Origin of the sequence: Paraburkholderia elongata (genome assembly GCF_013177735.1) — a bacterium.
Lineage (GTDB): Bacteria > Pseudomonadota > Gammaproteobacteria > Burkholderiales > Burkholderiaceae > Paraburkholderia > Paraburkholderia elongata.
The window spans coordinates 12,915-30,857 of the sequence record NZ_WOEZ01000292.1 but is presented as its reverse complement, the minus strand read 5'-3'; the positions used below and the strand labels follow the sequence as shown (position 1 = coordinate 30,857).

At 60.1% G+C, this 17,943-nt stretch carries 17 protein-coding genes; 10 read left to right on the top strand and 7 right to left on the bottom strand.

The genetic code is table 11. From position 1 onward, the window contains the following. Positions 1-2: 2 nt before the first annotated feature. The 3 genes from yfcF to kdpA (GNZ13_RS47355) all read right to left on the bottom strand — a co-directional run bounded on the left by yfcF (position 3) and on the right by kdpA (GNZ13_RS47355) (position 3,241). Complete coding sequence (gene yfcF / locus GNZ13_RS47365) at positions 3-635, bottom strand: glutathione transferase (RefSeq protein ID WP_172178028.1); 633 nt, start codon at positions 633-635, stop codon at positions 3-5. A gap of 69 nt (positions 636-704) precedes the next feature. After that, entirely contained in the window at positions 705-1,148 is a 444-nt protein-coding gene (locus tag GNZ13_RS47360) for a porin family protein (RefSeq protein ID WP_172178026.1), read from the bottom strand. Between the two features lie 284 nt (positions 1,149-1,432). Further along, on the bottom strand, positions 1,433-3,241 hold the full coding sequence (gene kdpA, locus GNZ13_RS47355; RefSeq protein WP_172178024.1) for a potassium-transporting ATPase subunit KdpA: 1,809 nt from the start codon (positions 3,239-3,241) through the stop codon (positions 1,433-1,435). Between the two features lie 208 nt (positions 3,242-3,449). Here kdpA (GNZ13_RS47355) and GNZ13_RS47350 point away from each other — a divergent pair, with 208 nt between their 5' ends. The 6 genes from GNZ13_RS47350 (at position 3,450) to GNZ13_RS47325 (ending at position 10,002) form a co-directional block, all read left to right on the top strand. Continuing rightward, complete coding sequence (locus GNZ13_RS47350; protein ID WP_172177971.1) at positions 3,450-3,689, top strand: hypothetical protein; 240 nt, start codon at positions 3,450-3,452, stop codon at positions 3,687-3,689. Positions 3,690-3,699: 10 nt separating this feature from the next. Then, positions 3,700-3,780 (top strand): K(+)-transporting ATPase subunit F, encoded by an 81-nt coding sequence (gene kdpF, locus GNZ13_RS54525; protein WP_074286152.1) that lies wholly within the window; start codon positions 3,700-3,702, stop codon positions 3,778-3,780. A gap of 48 nt (positions 3,781-3,828) precedes the next feature. Then, positions 3,829-5,631: a potassium-transporting ATPase subunit KdpA gene (gene kdpA, locus GNZ13_RS47340; protein ID WP_172178020.1), complete on the top strand. Its 1,803-nt coding sequence runs from the start codon at positions 3,829-3,831 to the stop codon at positions 5,629-5,631. Positions 5,632-5,689: 58 nt separating this feature from the next. After that, on the top strand, positions 5,690-7,846 hold the full coding sequence (gene kdpB / locus GNZ13_RS47335; protein ID WP_407945712.1) for a potassium-transporting ATPase subunit KdpB: 2,157 nt from the start codon (positions 5,690-5,692) through the stop codon (positions 7,844-7,846). Positions 7,847-7,870: 24 nt separating this feature from the next. Beyond that, entirely contained in the window at positions 7,871-8,887 is a 1,017-nt protein-coding gene (locus GNZ13_RS47330) for a potassium-transporting ATPase subunit C (RefSeq protein ID WP_172178018.1), read from the top strand. Between the two features lie 299 nt (positions 8,888-9,186). Beyond that, positions 9,187-10,002 carry a PTS sugar transporter subunit IIA gene (locus tag GNZ13_RS47325; RefSeq protein WP_236002508.1) on the top strand — a complete coding sequence of 272 codons (816 nt, stop codon included), beginning with the start codon at positions 9,187-9,189 and terminating at the stop codon, positions 10,000-10,002. Between the two features lie 246 nt (positions 10,003-10,248). Here GNZ13_RS47325 and GNZ13_RS47320 read toward each other — a convergent pair whose 3' ends face one another. Both GNZ13_RS47320 and GNZ13_RS47315 read right to left on the bottom strand, forming a co-directional pair. Continuing rightward, positions 10,249-11,457 (bottom strand): YncE family protein, encoded by a 1,209-nt coding sequence (locus GNZ13_RS47320; protein WP_236002507.1) that lies wholly within the window; start codon positions 11,455-11,457, stop codon positions 10,249-10,251. A 671-nt stretch (positions 11,458-12,128) separates the two neighbouring features. After that, positions 12,129-13,430 (bottom strand): aspartate aminotransferase family protein, encoded by a 1,302-nt coding sequence (locus GNZ13_RS47315; RefSeq protein WP_172178014.1) that lies wholly within the window; start codon positions 13,428-13,430, stop codon positions 12,129-12,131. Between the two features lie 78 nt (positions 13,431-13,508). On the opposite strand from GNZ13_RS47315, the gene GNZ13_RS47310 reads away from it, so the two are divergent. After that, the gene (locus GNZ13_RS47310) at positions 13,509-14,393 is read left to right on the top strand and encodes a LysR substrate-binding domain-containing protein (RefSeq protein WP_172178012.1); all 885 of its coding nucleotides are present in this window, start codon (positions 13,509-13,511) and stop codon (positions 14,391-14,393) included. A 10-nt stretch (positions 14,394-14,403) separates the two neighbouring features. Here the strand turns inward: GNZ13_RS47310 and GNZ13_RS47305 are convergent, their stop codons facing one another. Next, positions 14,404-14,784: a hypothetical protein gene (locus tag GNZ13_RS47305; RefSeq protein ID WP_172178010.1), complete on the bottom strand. Its 381-nt coding sequence runs from the start codon at positions 14,782-14,784 to the stop codon at positions 14,404-14,406. Here GNZ13_RS47305 and GNZ13_RS47300 point away from each other — a divergent pair. The 3 genes from GNZ13_RS47300 to GNZ13_RS47290 all read left to right on the top strand — a co-directional run bounded on the left by GNZ13_RS47300 (position 14,783) and on the right by GNZ13_RS47290 (position 16,730). After that, positions 14,783-15,679, top strand: coding sequence for a glycosyl hydrolase family 18 protein (locus tag GNZ13_RS47300; RefSeq protein ID WP_172178008.1), 897 nt, complete (start codon positions 14,783-14,785; stop codon positions 15,677-15,679). The two genes, GNZ13_RS47305 and GNZ13_RS47300, sit on opposite strands and share 2 nt — an antisense overlap. Before the next feature lie 34 nt (positions 15,680-15,713). Then, positions 15,714-16,220, top strand: coding sequence for a hypothetical protein (locus GNZ13_RS47295; RefSeq protein WP_172178006.1), 507 nt, complete (start codon positions 15,714-15,716; stop codon positions 16,218-16,220). Positions 16,221-16,307: 87 nt separating this feature from the next. Continuing rightward, the gene (locus GNZ13_RS47290; protein ID WP_172178004.1) at positions 16,308-16,730 is read left to right on the top strand and encodes a hypothetical protein; all 423 of its coding nucleotides are present in this window, start codon (positions 16,308-16,310) and stop codon (positions 16,728-16,730) included. 132 nt (positions 16,731-16,862) lie between these two features. Here the strand turns inward: GNZ13_RS47290 and GNZ13_RS47285 are convergent, their stop codons facing one another. After that, complete coding sequence (locus tag GNZ13_RS47285) at positions 16,863-17,942, bottom strand: hypothetical protein (RefSeq protein WP_172178002.1); 1,080 nt, start codon at positions 17,940-17,942, stop codon at positions 16,863-16,865. Position 17,943 lies beyond the last annotated feature (1 nt).

Sequence of the window (17,943 nt, the reverse complement as noted above, 5' to 3'; positions counted from 1 at the left end):
GTTCAAAGCGGAGGACGGTTCAAATTAACCCATCGCTGCACAGATGGTCTTTCCCACTGACGCGTAGCGTAAGCAATTAACCTGGTAGGTACCGGATCGCCGTTCAGGATGAGGCGATTGAGCATTAACGTCAAATCTGTATCGGCTACGCTCCACGTTCCAAATAGATTTGCGGTATCTCCGGGAAGCAAAGCCTCAGCTACATAAAACAACTTCTGGACCGCTGCTTCGGCTGCTGGCGTAAGCGCCGCTCCTTGCGATCCGTAGAACACAACCTCTGTCGAGCGCTCCTGTCGGATGGGCATCAGATCGCTGCGGAGCCAGGCTTGCACCTGGCGCGCCCTCGCTCGAAGAAATTTATCTTGTGGATATACGAGCGTTTCCGGAAACGTATCATCGAGATATTCGGTTATTGCTGACGATTCCGACAAAGTGAAGTCCCCATGCGTCAGCGTGGGAACGCGCTGCGTCAACGACTTGGCTGCATAACTCGCTTCATGATTGGCATCATTCCCGAGATCCACCGTCGATAGGTCAAACGGCAATCGCTTTTCGTTAAGAACAACGAAAACCGACATGGCGTAGGGGCTTGCAAACTGAGCATCGGCATATAGACAAAGACGACTTTCCTGCAAGGTGTTCTCCTGTGTGTTTGGGTTCGCACGGAGCCTTGATGATATACGGCGAGTGACGGCTTTCGGCTGCTAGTGTTCACGGACCGCTCGCGAGCCGTTCGGGTCGTTAATCCCATTGATCCGCGCCTGTGCACCGGCGTTGGTGCGCGGATAGACCGACATCAGATACGCAGAGGTGCGCCTCGATAGCGTATGGTCAAGGACCGCGGAGATCTGATGCGCGTGATTGTTATTCAGCACATCGTTGCCCTTCATGTACATATAGGCTCCGCCCACGCTCCAATCAGGGCGGAAGTAGTAGATCGCGCCGCCCAAACCCTCCGCGCCGCGAAAGCCTGGTAGCGTCGGGCGGTTGATGCCGTCGTCCGTCCGGAGATTGCTGTGGCCATCCTGATATGGGGGCAGATTTCTTGACGGTTGGGGCGACGCGGCAAGAATAGTCGGGTTTCCCAACGCGAAAAACGTGGCCGAGAATAATGCTCCGAACAGCAAGTCGACCGATGCCTTCTTCACGAGGCAAAAAAAGCCGCAGACGATGCTGCGGCGAACAAACACACACGCCGAACGTTGGGGACGCTGACGTGTTTCCTTATGCTATCCAAGCTCGCCGCGAGTGCAAATCGGGTCTTTTGTATGAAGTGTTTCGATCGCCTTGCCGAGGCTTGCAGGACGTGCCTGTTGTCGTATCCGGGTCGAGCGGAAGTCGCGAAAAAACCACACAGGGACTGAGCACCAGGCGTAAAAAGAGAAATCGATCGTCCCGGCGGCCGCGCGACCTTAGCAAGTCAGGTGCCTGGCTAGTGGGTCGCATTCATGGTCAATTGTTCGACGATCGGCCCCAGTGCAAGCGCCGGGAGATAAGTCAGAGACGCAACCATGGCAACCGTCCCGATAAGCAAACCCACAAACAGAACACCGTGTGTCGGCAGCGTGCCCAGGCCGGGCACGCGTCGCACCTTGGGGGCGAGCGACCCGGCGATCGCGAGCACCGGCACGATGACCGCGAAGCGTCCGAACCACATCACCAGCGCGAGCATTGTGTTGTAGTACGGCGTGTTCGCTGACAAGCCCGCGAAGGCGCTGCCATTGTTGTTCGCCGCCGATGAAAACGCATAAAGAATCTCGCTGAAGCCGTGCGCGCCAGGGTTCGAGATTCCGGCAAGTCCCGCCGGCAGCAACACAGAGATGGCGGTTCCGACCAGCACGAGGAACGGTGTGACAAGAATCACCACAGCGACCATCTTCATTTCGTAGGCATCGATCTTCTTGCCGAGATACTCCGGCGCGCGCCCGATCATCAGGCCCGCGACGAACACCGCCAGCATCGCGTACACCATCATGCTGAAAAGACCCGATCCCGGACCGCCGAAGACCACCTCGCCGGTCTGCATCAGCGCCATCGGCACAAGGCCGCCGATCGGCGCGAACGAGTCGTGCATCGTATTGACTGCGCCGTCGCCACCGCTTGTCGTGACGGCCGCATAGAGCGCCGAACTGACGACGCCAAAGCGTGTCTCCTTGCCCTCCATATTGCCGCCCGGTTGCAGTATCGACACTCCGGATTCCATGCCGGCCGTTGTCAGTTGTGCGCCACCGCTCTGCTCAGCATGGATCGTGATCGCGGCCGCTGCGATAAACATGGCCATCATCGCGGCTAACATGGCCCATCCTTGTCGCCGGTCGCCGACCATCACGCCGAAGGTATAACAAAGCCCCGCAGGAATCAGCAGGATGGCAAGCATCTGCAGGAAGTTGGTGAATGGCGTGGGATTTTCGTAGGGATGCGCCGAGTTCGCGTTGAAGAATCCGCCCCCGTCGCCGCTTAACAGCTTGATCGATTCCTGCGACGCGACCGGCCCCATCGGCAGAAGCTGCTGCTGCGTGGTCAACGTCTCCTTAACCGGATGGCCTGCCGTGTCAAGGACCGGATTGCCCTGCACGTCGAGCTTCGGCTGCTGCCACGTGGTCACTTGCAGCGTTTGCACCTGCCGGTAGCCAACGAAGTTCTGGATGACGCCTTGCCCTATGAACACAACCGCGAATAGCAGCGAAAGCGGCAGGAGGATATAGAGCGTCGAGCGCGTCAGATCGACCCACAGATTGCCTACCGTCTGGGCGCCACGGCGGGCAAAACCGCGGATCAGCGCAAGTAGCACGGCGATGCCGCTCGCCGCGGACAGAAAACTCTGCACCGTGATGCCGAGCATCTGCACCAGATACCCCATCGTCGTCTCGCCTGCGTAGCCCTGCCAACTGGTATTGGTCACAAAGCTGATCGCCGTGTTGAATGCGGAGTCGGCGCTTACGTTGGGGAAGGATTGCGGATTGAGCGGCAGCCAGGCTTGCGCGCGTTGCAATAGATACAGAACGAGCGCGCCAAGGAAATTGAGTAGCAGCAACGCGACGGCGTAGCGCTTCCAGTTCATCTCGACCGTGGGGTCGATAGCGGCGGCGCGATAGATCAGCTTTTCGAACGGACCGCCGATGCGGGATAGCAAAGGCGCCTTACCCTCTGCGGCTAGGGCCATGTAGAGGCCCAGCGGTTTGACGAGGATGAGCAGGACAATGACGAACAAACCAGTCTGCAGGTTCGCGTTCGTGAGCATGTCGCCTCCGTCAACTACCGGACGCCGGTTCTAACTGGTTGATCAATGGGCCAATCAATCGGACCGAATGATCACCGGGTGTCCACGTCCGGGAGCCACCCAGGAAACTAATGTGGCCCATCTGTATTGCAGGGCGGCGCGCGTCAATTTGCCAACAGAAAAGAAGCCGGATGCGTAAACATTTCATCAATATGGAATCGGACCGGTCATGTGGTTCTCCGACACATCCGGATTTACGACATTTTTATTCGCCGCGCCCTATACCTTTAGCAAACCTGACAAAACAGGTTGGGGCACCGCCGCCACCGCCTCGGCGCGGCACGGTGTCGTCCACGAAAATCAGGGGATCGTCATGAATCTATTGATCTGGCTGCCGCTCATGTTCGTGCTTGGAGTGGGTAGTCTCGCGCTCTGTCTCGCGTTCGTCGACGCGTGCGACAGGATCTGAGGAGACCGTCATGGCCTGGCTCGCTGCTGCGGTCTCTGCGTTGACCTTCATCTATCTGTTCGTCGCACTCGTTCGGCCTGAATGGTTCTGAACGGCGCGCGACGCAATCTGCTGTCCTTCTGCGTGGAAGGGGAAGCTCATGTGGACTCTACCGATCCTCATCCTGGTGGCGGCGATCGCCATTTCGATTCCGCTTAGCCGGTACATGGCGTGGATCCTCGATGGCCGATTCCATGCGCCGCGTCCGTTGCGCTGGTTCGAGTCGAAGCTCGACAGCGGCCCGCAGGATTGGAAGCAGTATACGATTTCGCTGCTCGTCTTTAACGCGGCGCTGTTCGTGTTCGGCTTCGTCGTGCTGTCGCTGCAACCGCTGATGCCGCTCAATCCGCTGGGCCGCGGCATGCTGGCGCCGTCGACGATCTTCAACACGGTCATTTCGTTCATGACCAATACGAACCTGCAACACTATTCAGGCGATCAACATTTTTCCAATTTCAGTCAGATCTTTTTCATCCTGCCGAACATGTTTCTGTCGGCTTCGGTCGGCCTGTGCGCGCTGACGGCGATCATTCGTGCGCTGCGCGGCGAGCAGCTGGTCGGCAATTTCTTCGTCGACATGTGGCGCGTCGTGGTCTACATGTTCGTGCCGATTGCGCTGATCGTCGGCGTGATCTTTATCCAGCAGGGCATGCCGATGACGTATGCGAGCGACCAGCAGGTGACGACGCTCGAGCCGGCCGCGATGGGTACCGCCGACAACGGCCAGCCCAAGCAGCAGATGCTGATCGTCGGTCCGGTTGCGGCAGTGATTCCGATCAAGATGCTCGGCACGAACGGCGGCGGCTTCTACGGCATGAATTCGGCGCATCCGTATGAGAACCCGAGTGCCGGCTCGAACTTCGTCACCACGCTCGCGATGATGATCTTCCCGTTCTCGCTCGTGCTGATGTATGGACGCATGCTGGGCCGTCTGCGGCACGCGGTGGTGATCTACAGCGTCATGCTGTCGATGATGATCGGGCTGATCGCCTGGGCGGTGTATTGGGACACGCTCCAACCGAACGCCGCCTTCACCGCGCATCCGGTGGCGCGCAGCTATCCGCTGCCGGGCGCACATCGTACGCTGACAATCGCGCCGCTCCCCGGCTTGCCGGTCGAGCAGCATCTCGGCAACCTGGAAGGCAAGGAGCTGCGTTTCGGCACGTCGGCGGGCGCGACCTTCGCCGCGATCACCACCGATGTGACATGCGGTGCCGTGAACGCCGAGCACGACAGTCTGAATCCGCTGGCGGGCCTCTCGCCCCTGATCGGCATGTGGATCAATTGCGTATTCGGCGGCAAGGGCGTCGGGATGATCAATCTGTTGCTGTTCCTGATCATCGGCGTGTTCATTGCCGGGCAGATGGTGGGCCGCACGCCCGAGTATCTCGGGCGCAAGGTCGGCGCGCGTGAGATGAAGCTCGCGATGATTGCGCTGCTCGTGCACCCGATCCTGATCCTGGGTCCGACGGGCCTCTTCTCTGCGAGCGATTGGGGCACCAAGGCAGAAGCCAACCCGGGTGCACATGGCTTTAGCGAGATCACGTATCAGTTCTCGTCGGCGTCGGCGAACAATGGGTCGGCGTTCGATGGACTCGCAACCACTTACGGCCTGAACAGCAACCCGAGTCCGGCACCGACCGCGGTGCAATGGGATACGGCGACCGGCCTCGTGATGCTGTTCTCGCGCTATCTGCCGATCGTTGCGCCGATCGCGATGGCGGCCTATTTGGGCCGCAAGAAAGCCGCACCCGCCACGCTCGGCACGATGCGCGATAACACCGCCACCTTCGGCTTCCTGCTGCTCGGCACGATCATGATCGTCGGCGCGCTGCTGTTCCTGCCGGTCGCCGCGCTCGGACCGCTTGCGGAGCATCTCGGACCGATTCCATTCGGCGGATAGCCGGCACGCCTCTATCGCTATTGAACTGGCTGCGTTACTGGATCGAGGAGCATCCATCATGGAAACAGCAAAAGTCGCGCATGGACCGGCAGCCGGGATGACGGCCGGCCCCCGTCCGCCGCGCAAATCGGCGACCGGCGGGTTGTTCACCTCGCCGCTGGTGCGCGCGGCGCTGCGGCAATCATTGGTCTCGTTGCGGCCCGACATCCAGTGGAAGAATCCAGTGATGTTCGTGGTTGAGATCGGCGCAGTGCTGACGCTCGTCTTCATCATCCAGATGGCGATGGGCGCCGCGCATAGCCAGGCGCCGCTCACTTACTTCATTGCGCTGGACGTTTGGCTCTTCCTGACGGTCGTGTTCGCGAACTTCGCGACTGCCATCGCCGAAGAGCGTGGCAAGGCGCAAGCGGATGCATTGCGGCGCGCACGGCGCGACACCATCGCTTACCGCCTGCGTCCTGACGGTTCGCGCGAGACCGTCTCGTCGATCAAACTGCAACGCGGCGATCTTGTGATCGTGTGCTCGGGTGAAGTCATTCCGAGCGATGGTGAAATCATCAAAGGCACGGCGTCGGTCGATGAATCGGCAATTACCGGCGAGTCCGCGCCGGTGATTCGCGACGCGGGCGGCGACCGCTCCGGCGTGACCGGCGGCACCACCGTGCTCTCCGATGAGATCACCGTGCGCGTGTCGGCGCAAGCGGGTGAGACGTTCCTCGACCGGATGATCGCGCTGGTCGAAGGCGCGGTGCGCCAGCGCACGCCGAATGAAATCGCTCTTACGCTCGTACTGTCTGCGTTTACGTTGATCTTTCTGATCGTCGTCGTGCCGTTGTGGCCGATGGCGTTGAACGCCGAGCAATACATGACGAGCTATCTCGGCCTTTCGGAACCGCTTCATAGTCTCGGCACCGATATCCCCACGCTCGTTGCACTGCTCGTCTGCCTGATTCCGACGACGATCGGCGCGCTGCTTGCCGCGATCGGCATCGCGGGGATGGACAGGGCATTGCGTGCCAACATCATCGCGAAGAGCGGCAAAGCCGTCGAGGTCGCCGGCGATATCGACACCGTCGTGCTCGACAAGACCGGCACCATCACCATAGGCAATCGTCGCGCCACCGCCTTCATGCCGGTCGGCGCTTACGACGAGGGCGAACTGAAGCGCCTCGCGGCGTTGGCCTCGTCCGGCGACCAGACGCCCGAGGGCAAGAGCATCGTGACGGTCGTGTCGTCGCTGGTGCCTTATGCGGCGCTCGGCGTACCGCACGACGCAAAGGTCATCCCGTTCAGCGCGCAGAGCCGTATGAGCGGCATCGACATGCCGGATGGACGCGTGATCCGCAAAGGCGCCCCGGATGCGTTGATTGCCTACGTTCAGCAGCTCGGCGGCGAGGTGCCGTATGGACTCGCTGCGCTCCTCAAGCATGCGGGCGACCAGGGCGCTACACCGCTCGTGGTGGCGAACGGCAACGAGATTGCGGGTGTCGTGGTGCTCGAAGACATTCTGAAGCCGGGCATCCGCGAACGTATCCAGCATTTGCGCAAGATGGGCCTCTATACGGTGATGGTCACCGGCGACAATGCGTTGACTGCCGCGACGCTCGCCCGGCTCGCGGGCGTCGACCACTTCATTGCCGAGGCGACGCCGGAAGCGAAGCTCACGTATCTGCGCAAGGAGCAGGCCGAAGGCAAGCTCGTCGCGATGATGGGCGATGGCACCAACGACGCGCCGGCATTGGCGCAAGCCGATGTCGGACTGGCGATGAACTCGGGTACCCAGGCCGCGAAGGAAGCCGGCAACATGGTCGATCTCGATAGCGATCCGACCAAGCTCATCGAAGTGATCGAAATCGGCAAGCAACTGCTGATGACACGCGGCGCGCTCACCACGTTCTCGATTGCGAACGACGTGGCGAAGTACTTCGCCATCGTTCCCGCGCTCTTTGCCGGTACGCTGCCATGGCTCGGCGCGATGGATGTGATGCATCTGCATTCGCCCACTTCGGCGATTCTGTCGGCGGTGATCTTCAACGCGCTGATCATTCCCCTGCTGATTCCGATTGCGCTCAAGGGAGTCAAATACCGCGCGCTCGGCGCCGACGCGTTGCTGCGGCGGAACCTGCTGGTCTGGGGGCTGGGCGGCGTGATCGTGCCGTTCGCCGGCATCAAGCTGATCGACGTGGTCATGGTCGGCTTGCATCTGGTCGCATAACAGTCGCGCAAGAAGGAGAAAGCCATGCTGCGCTATCTGTCAAAGAGTCTGTGGCTGCTGGGATTCATTACTGTCCTTGTCTGCGGCGTTTATCCTGCGGTGCTGTGGATCATCGGTCAGACTGCCTTCCCATTCCAGGCGAACGGCAGTATCGTCGACGGCCCTGACGGCAAGCCGGTCGGCTCGCTGCTGATCGCGCAACCGTTTACGAAAGACGAGTATTTCCAGGCGCGTCCGTCGGCGGTGTCATATGACGCGTCGGCTTCGGGTTCATCTACGCTCAGCGCGTCGAACTATCAGCTGCGCGACCGCGTCGCCCGGCTGCTCGGGCCGATCGCACGCTATGCCGGTGGACCGAAAGCAGGACAACTCGTTGCCCCCGATGTGGAAAGCTGGTTCCAGGCAGATCATGCGGGCGGCCAACCGCATATCGTCGCCCAATGGGCCGACGCGCATAACAGTCTCGCGCAGGCATGGGTCAACGCAGATCCGTCACACGGCAAGTATGTCGACGACTGGACGAAGCAACATCCCGCGGTGGTCAAGAAATGGATAGCGGCGAATCCCGCTACGCCGAACCCCAAGGCGGCTGATCTGGCCGTGGTGTTCTTCGAAAGGTTCTCGGCCGAGCATCCCGGGCAGTTTCCGTCGAGCGTGACGCGCACCGGCAGCGATGGCAAGAGCGTCACCACGATCGAACCCGTGAAGGACGGCGCGGACGTTCAGTCGATCTTCTTCGACACGTGGCGCCAGGATCACCCGGATGTGGTGTTGCAGGAAGTGCCCGGCGATTTCGTCACAACGTCGGGGTCGGGACTGGACCCGGACATCACGCTGGCCAACGCGACTTACCAGCTCGATCGCGTAGCCGCCGCGTGGGCCAAGGATACGAAGCGTGACCCGGCGATGGTGCGCGGTGAGATCAATGCCGTGTTGCATCAGCAGGAGCATGCGCCGATCGGCGGGCTGGTCGGCGACCCGCTGGTGAATGTGCTCGCTGTCAATCTCGAACTACGCCGGCGTTATGGAGCGCCTGCATGATTAGATCCGCCTGCATGGCGTCCTGCACCGATGTCATGCAGGCGATTTGGCTGAAGTGTTGACACGCGCACATGTCGAGCAAAACTGTCTGCGGATAGCAGCGATTTTTATGCCAGGTTAACGCCGATTCGCGTAGCCTGATAACAAACAACGGACAGGGGGCCGGCATGACACGCGCACTGGTTGGTCTGCGGAGTTTTTTTGGATTGGGTAAAGCATCGCCCCACGGCCAATCGCGGTCCGCGCCGAGCCGCAATGTGATGATGCGCGTTACTCTCGACGCCCAACACGCCACACCCTTGCGCCAGGCGCTGATCCGAGACTGCGGCGATCAGCAATGGACCATTCGCGTCGCGCCTCTGCACGGAACAGGCCGCGTGCGGCTATCGCTCTATCTGCCCAAGGACGCGGTCAACGGGGCCATTCAACGGCTCGCGCATCTGGCGCCGGCTGCGGAGGTAGGGCAACTGCTTGAAATCCCCGACGCGCCAACCGACGCCTGGCGGGATTTGATGCATGCCCAGCCCCAGCCGCGCGTCGATTCACCGGATGATCCAGCTGAATCTGCAGCAAAAGGGGACACCGTTGCGCAACTGCTTTCTCCGGAACATGTTCTGCTTGGCTTGGACGTAGCGGACCGTGAGACCCTTTTCGCACGGTTTGGCCGCTTCTTCGAACAACACTATGGTCTGCCGGCAACAAGCGTGACCGCGGGGCTCATGGCGCGTGAGGCGCTAGGTTCGACTGGCCTCGGCCAGGGCGTCGCCGTTCCGCACGGTCAAATCAAAATGCTGCGCCACGCCATGGCGTTTTATGTCCGGCCCGCGAAGCCGATTCCGTTCGATGCTCCAGATGGGAAACCTGTGAGCGACGTGGTCATCCTGCTAGTCCCGGAATGGGCAAATACCACGCATCTGCGCCTGCTGGCTGACGTGGCGCAGCGCTTCTGCGACCACCAGTTCCGCGAGCTGCTACATGGCTGTCTCGACGCGGGGGCCGTGTGCCAGCTGTTCGCAAGCTACGAGGCGGCGGATGAGGCCGAGCGCAGCGCACCGTACGCTGATTCGGCCGGTCATCCGGGCACAGTCGTCAAACTGTTCCGTTCGCGCAAATAGGATCTTTTGCTGGTGGCTTGCCTCGCAGCGAGCTATCGAGCGCCACGTTTTGGCTCGATCTCGTCGAGCCAAAGCGGCGTTATCGGCAATGGAAGCAGGAATACGCGTGAACCACCGGCGCTCCGGACCGGCAACCCACCGGATCGCGGAGCGTTGATGGGAGCGCCCATCCAACCATTGTTGAGACCTATCTGCGGCAATCGTCATCCAATCTGGCCCGCTAGACTACGACTCACATCGGCAAGACTAGTGGGTCGAGAACACGGAGATGCCGCCGTTGGGGAATCCTGTCGCGCCGGCCTGGAAGGGCACATACACTTGCCCGAGCGTGCTGTCGATGGCGACAGAATGTGCGCCGGTGCCGACAGGAATCTGAAAGAGCAACCGCCGTGACGCGCCGTCGATTACGCCCATCTGCGGACTAAATCCTGACGCGGCAGCGGTACCGCTCGTGACGTAGTGCCGGGCCGGCAGGAAATAGCGGTTGGAAGCCGGATCGTAGTTGACCTGATCCACTCCGCCAAATGGCACGGTGGCTTGAATTGCGCCACTCGTACGATCGAGGATCAGCGTGATGAGGGGGTTCCCGGCCGGTGGATCGCATCCAATGAGCACGTCGTTATTCGGGCCAAGCACGATTCCCGCCGGTCCGCATTTCCCTAGTGGAAACGACTTGCTGACAGAAGGACTTCCCGCCACCGCCGAGCTGGCAGTGATGACATCGAGCTCGCCATTGGGATTGGCGGAGGTCCCGTCATTGTTGATCAAAAAGCTCTTCGAGGCAGGGTCATAGGTGCACGCTTCGAGTCCCGACGAGCCGTTGAAAGGAAGCTTTACCACCGCCTGTTGTGTCAGCGTGGAAATGAACGTGACGAACGGCGGCGAGTCTCCGGGGCTCGTGTACATCACGAGATGATCATCTGGGTCGTAGCAGCCCTCATCGACGCGCGATCCGGAATTACTGATGGTAATTGTGTTGACCGTCTTTTGCGCAGCCGTATCGATCACCTTGACTGAGTCGACGTCGCCGACATAGATCGTGTTCGTGCCGGTGATGCCTACAATTCCGTCGGGACCGGACTCGTTTGTCGTGGCGCCGGCGCCGATGAATGGTCCCAGGATCTGTGCGATCAACGTGTTCGATTTGGTATCCACGACATCGACTGCTTTGTTATTGCGGTCGGTAAGATAATACTTGCCGGCCTCGATGTAGCCGATGTCGAAACTGAATGGTGGGCTCGAAGCATTGGGCACGGCGATGTTCGTCAGTAGCTTCGGCTGTGTCGGTCCGCTGACGTTATCTCCACCTCCGCAGCCGGCCAATGCGGCCGCGGTGAGCAACATCAAGGTCATGAAGCACTTTGCCATCGATTTGTCTCCTTTCCGTTTATTGGCCTGACCGTCGGTCTCGGGATCGGCCTGAGTACTAAAAATTCTTCCGCTCTTGATCGACAACGATCACCGAGCGATTTCTTAAGGAATCTTAAGAAAGCGTCATGTGAAGAGAAAGCCACGTTTCCCATGGATGCTGCTGCGCAGCGCATGAATTGTGGCTATAGACCGGCTGTATGGTTCACACAATGGCGGCGCGACGGAAAATCGGAAAGTAAAAGTTATTTATGGTCTGTATTGAGTGAGCGCTATACGTGTAATGAATTTGAAGCTTCCGTAGACGGGGTGGTGACACGCGGGCCGCCGTGGTCGGTTTGACGAACCTCCGCTAGCCGGCCCTGCGCCACTTGCTATTTATCTAAAGAATCTGCCACGACACACCAAGTCTCCGAAGCGCTTTCGCCGGCATCATGTCGGCTGCGAATTGCAGCCTGGTAACCGGCTGTAGCGGCGGGATATCAGAGGCCGACGTCGCATTCGTTACAGCCGGGACGCCGCCCCAATTCGAATCACTACGGATGTACGGCGCCGTCCCGGATAGCATCGCCCCGGGCAACGGCAACGCTCATCGCGATCCGGGACAAGTATGCTGCTGAACCGGAAAAGGCCCCCTTCAAATAAGCTTCGATCGTCATGTTCCCTTTTAGCGAGGCGAAGCAATGAAGGTAGCGATCGCGGCCTCAAAGCAGACTATCGAACGGCCGCTCGTCGCTCATCAACGGACACCAAGGTAATTACAGCGAACGCTCAATCGCCTGCCCGAGCAGTTCCAGGCCCATGTCGATCTCATGCTCATGAACGGTCAACGGAGGGGCGATCCGGAAGACACCGCCCATACCGGGCAACTGCACGATGTTCATGCTGAGCCCCAGGTTCATGCACTCGCGGGTGATCCTTGTGCCAAGCCCATCCGCCGGCTCCTTCGTGTGGCGGTCCTTGACGATCTCCATACCCAGAAGCAGCCCTCTTCCGCGAATGTCGCCGATGCACTCAAAGCGTTCCATCAGATCCAGAAGGCCGCGCCTGAGTCTCTCGCCCATCAGGTTCGCACGCGCAACCAGCCCCTCGCGCTCGACCACATCCAGCACCCGCAGACCGACGGCGGCGGGAAGCGGATCGGACACATGGGTCGTATAGAACAGGTAACCCAATTCATGGGCCCGCTCCTCAATCTGTGCGGAGGTCACGACGGCCGCGAGCGGCAGGCCGGCGCCCAGCGTCTTCGACAGGGTGAGAATGTCGGGCGTGACGCCATCGCGCTGACAGGCGAACATCGTGCCCGTGCGTCCTACTCCGGTTTGCGCTTCATCGAGGATCAGCAGCATGCCGCGCTCCTCACATTTGCGCTTCAGTGCGGCCATGTAGCCTTCCGGCAGCTCGATGATCCCGCCGGAGCTGAGGATCGGCTCTGCAATGAACGCGGCGAGATTGCCACTGGACTGACGATCGATTAGATCGAAGGCGTAGTCCAGTTCTGCCAGGTAATCGTATTCACCATTGCGCTCGAAACGCGGCCGGTAACGGAACGGTGCGGGGATCGCGAAGGAGCCGACGGCTGCCGGACCGACGCCCTTGCGACCGGCGCTGTAGGTTGCGGATGCTGCGCCCCCCGTCATGCCATGCCAGGATTGCGCAAAACCGACGATTTCATATTTGCCGGTGACCAGCTTCGCCATGCGAATGGCGGCCTCGTTCGACTCCGCGCCCGTACTGAGCAACAGTGCCCGGTCGAGTCCGTCAGGCGTGATGTCGGCCAACCGGGTCGCCAGGTCGACCACCGGTCGCGAAAGCATTCCGCTGAAGAGGTGATCAAGCTTGCCGGCGTATTCGTTGATAACCGACACGATCTCCGGATGGCTGTGCCCAAGCACCGCGCTCATCTGCCCCGAGGTGAAATCCAGGATCGCGCGGCCGTCCGCGTCATAGACGAAGCTGCCCTGGGCGCGCTCAATGATCATCGGCTCGAAGGTGCCGCCATAGCGGATGAGGTGCTGCCTGGCGTTGCGCCAAAAAGTTGCATCGTCGTTCCGGGACACCTTGCTTCTCCTTGGTTAGTCGCGAGAATAACTTGCAGTCTAGATGGCTCTCTGCTTTCATAGAATCGAATAGTTCTTATGGAAGATAGAAGCGAGCCTAATATCTTGAGTCTTTCACTCGAAATCGATCTGCTGCGTTCGTTTATCGTCGTTGCCGAAGTTCGGGCGCTCTGTCGTGCGGCCAACCGGATCGGTCGAACGCAGTCTGCGCTGAGTCAGCAGATGAAGCGCCTCGAAGAAATCGTCGAACAGCCACTGTTCCAGCGCACGGGTCGTGGGGTGGTGCTGACGAATCCCGGCGAACGCCTGTTGATCCACGCCCAACGCATTCTGCGACTGCACGACGAGGCGATGGCCGATCTTTCCGGTAAAGGGTTGTCGGGGACGATTCGCTTCGGCTGCCCGGACGACTACGCCGCCGTTTTCCTCCCGCATTTACTGCGTCAGTTCTCAAGCCAGCACCCGCATGCCCTGGTGGAGGTGATTTGCGCCCCCACCCCACGATTGCTCGAACAACTGGAGATGCATGCGCTGGACCTTGCCATGATTTCGTTGCCGGAGGATGCCCCGAATGACGACATCATTCGCCGCGAACCGCTGGTCTGGGTTGGCTATCCGGGGCTGGATTCCGCGCACTTCGACCCGTTGCCGCTGGCGCTTTCCGATCCGGACACGCTCGACCACGTTGCGGCCCGCGAAGCGCTGCAACGCGCAGGCAGGGCCTACCGAATCGCCTATGCGAGCAGCAGTCTTGCCGGCCTCACGGCTCTCGTCCGCTCGGGGCAGGCCATTGCCGTCATCACACAGACTGCCGTCGCCCCGGATCTCTCTATACTCAATGGCGATCCTGCGCTTCCGCCGTTGCCCACCATAGGCATTACCCTAAAGTTCGAGCGGGAGCGTCCCTCCCACCTGACCACGGTATTCGCGGAGCACATCAGACTTACGTTACCCCTGCTGTGATCGAACAGGCTCAGCCGAGGTCGATGACTTTCGTCGCCGGCTGGCCGTTGCGTCGCGGAACAGCCTTGCCAGTCACGAAGCGCCGTTTCTCCCTCGGATTCAAGTTTTTGCTCAACGGACCGTTAATTTCGTCTACGAACGAGTCTAACGGGGCCGCCATGAAAGTAGTCAGTCTGATCTGCGCTGTCGGCGCCACGCTCGCACTATTCGGATGTGGCGGTGGCAGTGGCGGCACGTCGGCGACAAGCACCTCCATCCCAACTGCTAGCGCTCCAGTTGCCAATGCTCCAGCGGCCAGTACCCCAGCGGTCAGTGCCCCCGCCGCATCCACGCCGGTCTCCGCGCAGGCCAAACAGGTACTCGGATACTTTACCGGCAGCAGCGACTCCATGGTCTCCGCCACAGCCGCTGCCACACCGATCACCGCCGTGTCGATGGACGTCGTCCTGGTGGCGGCTGACGGCACCCTAAGCGGGGCGCTTCCTGTGAATCTCCTCTCCAGCGACCTGGCTGCGGGGAGGGCGTCGTATGCCAGCATTTCCAATTTCGGTGCGACGGACTTTGATCCGGTCATTGCCCACGGCGCCTTGGTGACCAACCGTGCCACCGCCCTCCAGAATATCGTCGCGCTCGCCCAGACGGCAAACCTCACCGGCATCAACCTCGACTTCGAAGGCATTGATCCCGCAGACCGCGACGCGTACACCAGCTTTGTCACCGACCTGGCCGTCCAGTTACATGCCATCCACTCCACCTTGTTACTGAGCGTGCCGGCCAAGACGAGTGACGATGCAACCAATACGTGGACGTGGCCATACAATTATGCGGCGCTAGGCCGGAGCGCAGACCTGATCCAGGTGATGACCTACGACGAAACCGTTCCCAACCGGGCTCCGGGACCGGTCGCGGGTAGCGACTGGATGCTGGCGTCGCTGCAGTACGCCGCTACCCAGATCCCGGCGAACAAGATACTGCTGGGCTTGCCGGCCTATGGATATGACTGGAACCTGACTGCTGGTTCAGGTACCTCGGTTGCGTATAAGGACACGCCGACGCTGCTCGTTTCAACCGGCGCGACCCCGCAGTGGGATGCCACAACCAATTCCGCTCATATCAGCTACACCGCTTCGGACGGCAGCGCGCATGAGGTCTGGTACGAGACGGCGCAGGGTCTTCAGGTGAAAGCGCAGTTCGCGAAGACACTCGATCTTGCAGGCGTGTCGATGTGGGCCCTGGGTGACGAAGACGCGAGCTTCTGGAGCGCGATCACGGCTGCGATCAACTGAGCGATCTGCTCAATATCTCCCAAATCGAATACAAATGAAAAGAAAATTAATTGCGTCGCTCAGCGTTTTTGTTACCTCAGTCGCCTTCATTGACGTTTCCGGTTACGCTGCGACGCCTACGGCTGGTATCCCAACGCTCGACCCACTTCCGGGCAAGGCAACGTGCAGTATCGTGAACATCACCAATCACGTTGGTAAGTCTGCCGAACTATGCGTCACGACAGGTTCATTTGCGCACGATCTCTATGAGGTCCGGATTGATCGCTCAACAGTTGTAAAAGGTATTGATGACGCAACAACAACTGGAATCGCTAGCGAATACAACGGACAATCGATCAGCCTCCAGTGCAGTCCGGTTCTGTCTGCTCCTGACAACATCACCGACGCACAGATCGAGAGTGTTCGCTTCATGAACCCGAGTGCTAAACGAGATCAGTTGAAGCAGCTGTTTATCAGCATCAACACGACTGAAACAGGGCGCCGCTGCACGGTGCGCGCGGACTTGACCGAGCTGTTCTCTGTTGACGTTCATTTTCGATAACTCGCTACCCAACACGTACCGCGATTTTCTGGATCAACCATGCTACGCCACGACACACCAAGTCTCCGATGCGCTTTCGCCTGTATCATGCTGGCTGCAATTTCCAGCTTGGTAACCGGTTGTAGCAGCGGGATATCAGAGGCCGACGTCGCATTCGTTGCCGCCGGGACACCTGCCCAATTCGAAGCACTACGGATGTACGGCGCCGCTCCGGATAACATCGCCCCGGGCAGCGGCAACGCTCATGCTCCGGGCGGGCTTCGCCAGGGATGCCAGGCGATCATCCGCTCCGAGAGCCACGATGTGCGCGAGACGGTGATTCTCGAGGACGAGCCGGGCAGTTCCTTCGATCTTGATGTCACCCGTACGTCCAATGGATTAAAAGTTACTTCGGATGGACTCACACCGCCGAGCGTCGATCCCGTTGGTTTCCGCACGCGATTCACTCACTGCGTGAACGCGATCCGGGACAGGTATGCAGCTGAACCGGAGAAGGCTCCCTTCAAATGAGTTTCGATCGTCATGTTCCCTTTTAGCGAGGTGAAGCAATGAAGGTAGCGATCGCGTACATCGAAGAACCCCCATTCGGCTGTCCATCCAGCGCACTGCATCGCGTGCGCCGAATGGACAGCAGCGGGCCGGCTACTGGCCTACAAAGATCATTCCGTGCGGGGAACCCATCCCGGTATAGATCGGTGTCATTGCCCCCGTCGAAGTGTTGAGCTGCAACAGCGTGCCCTGGCCGGAGGTGTACGCCGTTCCGGCCGTAAAGCCAGCGCTTGCATCGATGCGATAGATCAACTGAGTTTTATTGTCCGACAGCAGCATGAACGAACTGCCTGAAGGTGCCCAACGCGTGTCGTCCACCGGTGCAGCGTTGCCGGACAACGTAAGCGGCAACACGCTCACCGACTGACTCGCCCCTGGGTTCTTCAGGAACACGAGTTCGGCGTCAGCCTGACTATCGACCACCACGTCGCCGGCCGGGTCGATCGCCATCGAATCCGGATCGGTCATGTTAAGCGTGACTTGCGTATTCGTTGCAATGTTCGTCGCTGTCGCATTGCCCATCAGAGCGGGCGTCAGATGAAACGTCTTGTTGTCCGGATTCAGGGTGACGGTGTAAGCCGACGGCACCGAACTCACGCCTTTAGGCGCCGTTACAGTAGCGGCTCCCAATGTGGGATGCGATGCGGACACATACACCACCCCATTGAGCTTCTTCATGTCATCGAGTCCGCCACCATGTGCCGGCGTAACGTCGGGCGCGAGCGTTGTCTGGGTATTGGCCGAGGTATCGATCACGATCAGAAGCGGGTTCGCGTCTTCATTGGTGCTGACCCACACCGTCTGCGAATCGAACTCCATGATGCCGTCCGGGTGCCCCGGTATGTTGAACGTCTTGACGACATTGCCGTTCAGATCGTACTCGATCACCTGGCTCTGCGGCGACGTACCGGCGACGGTTGTTCCGTCCGGATTGTTATTGTTGTCCTGCGCAATGGCGAAGATGTTGCTGCCGTGCTGGACGAGATCGTCGGGCAGAAGCGTGCCGGGCGCCTTGGCAAAAACCGAAATCTTGTAGCCCGACTGAGCGGCGGTCACCGAAGCGGGGACAGGTATAGCCGCCGATGTCGCGGCTGGCGTCGATGAGCCGTTGCCACCGCATGCGGATAGCGTTGCAATCAGACTCGACAGGATGACTAATTTTTTCTGGATCATG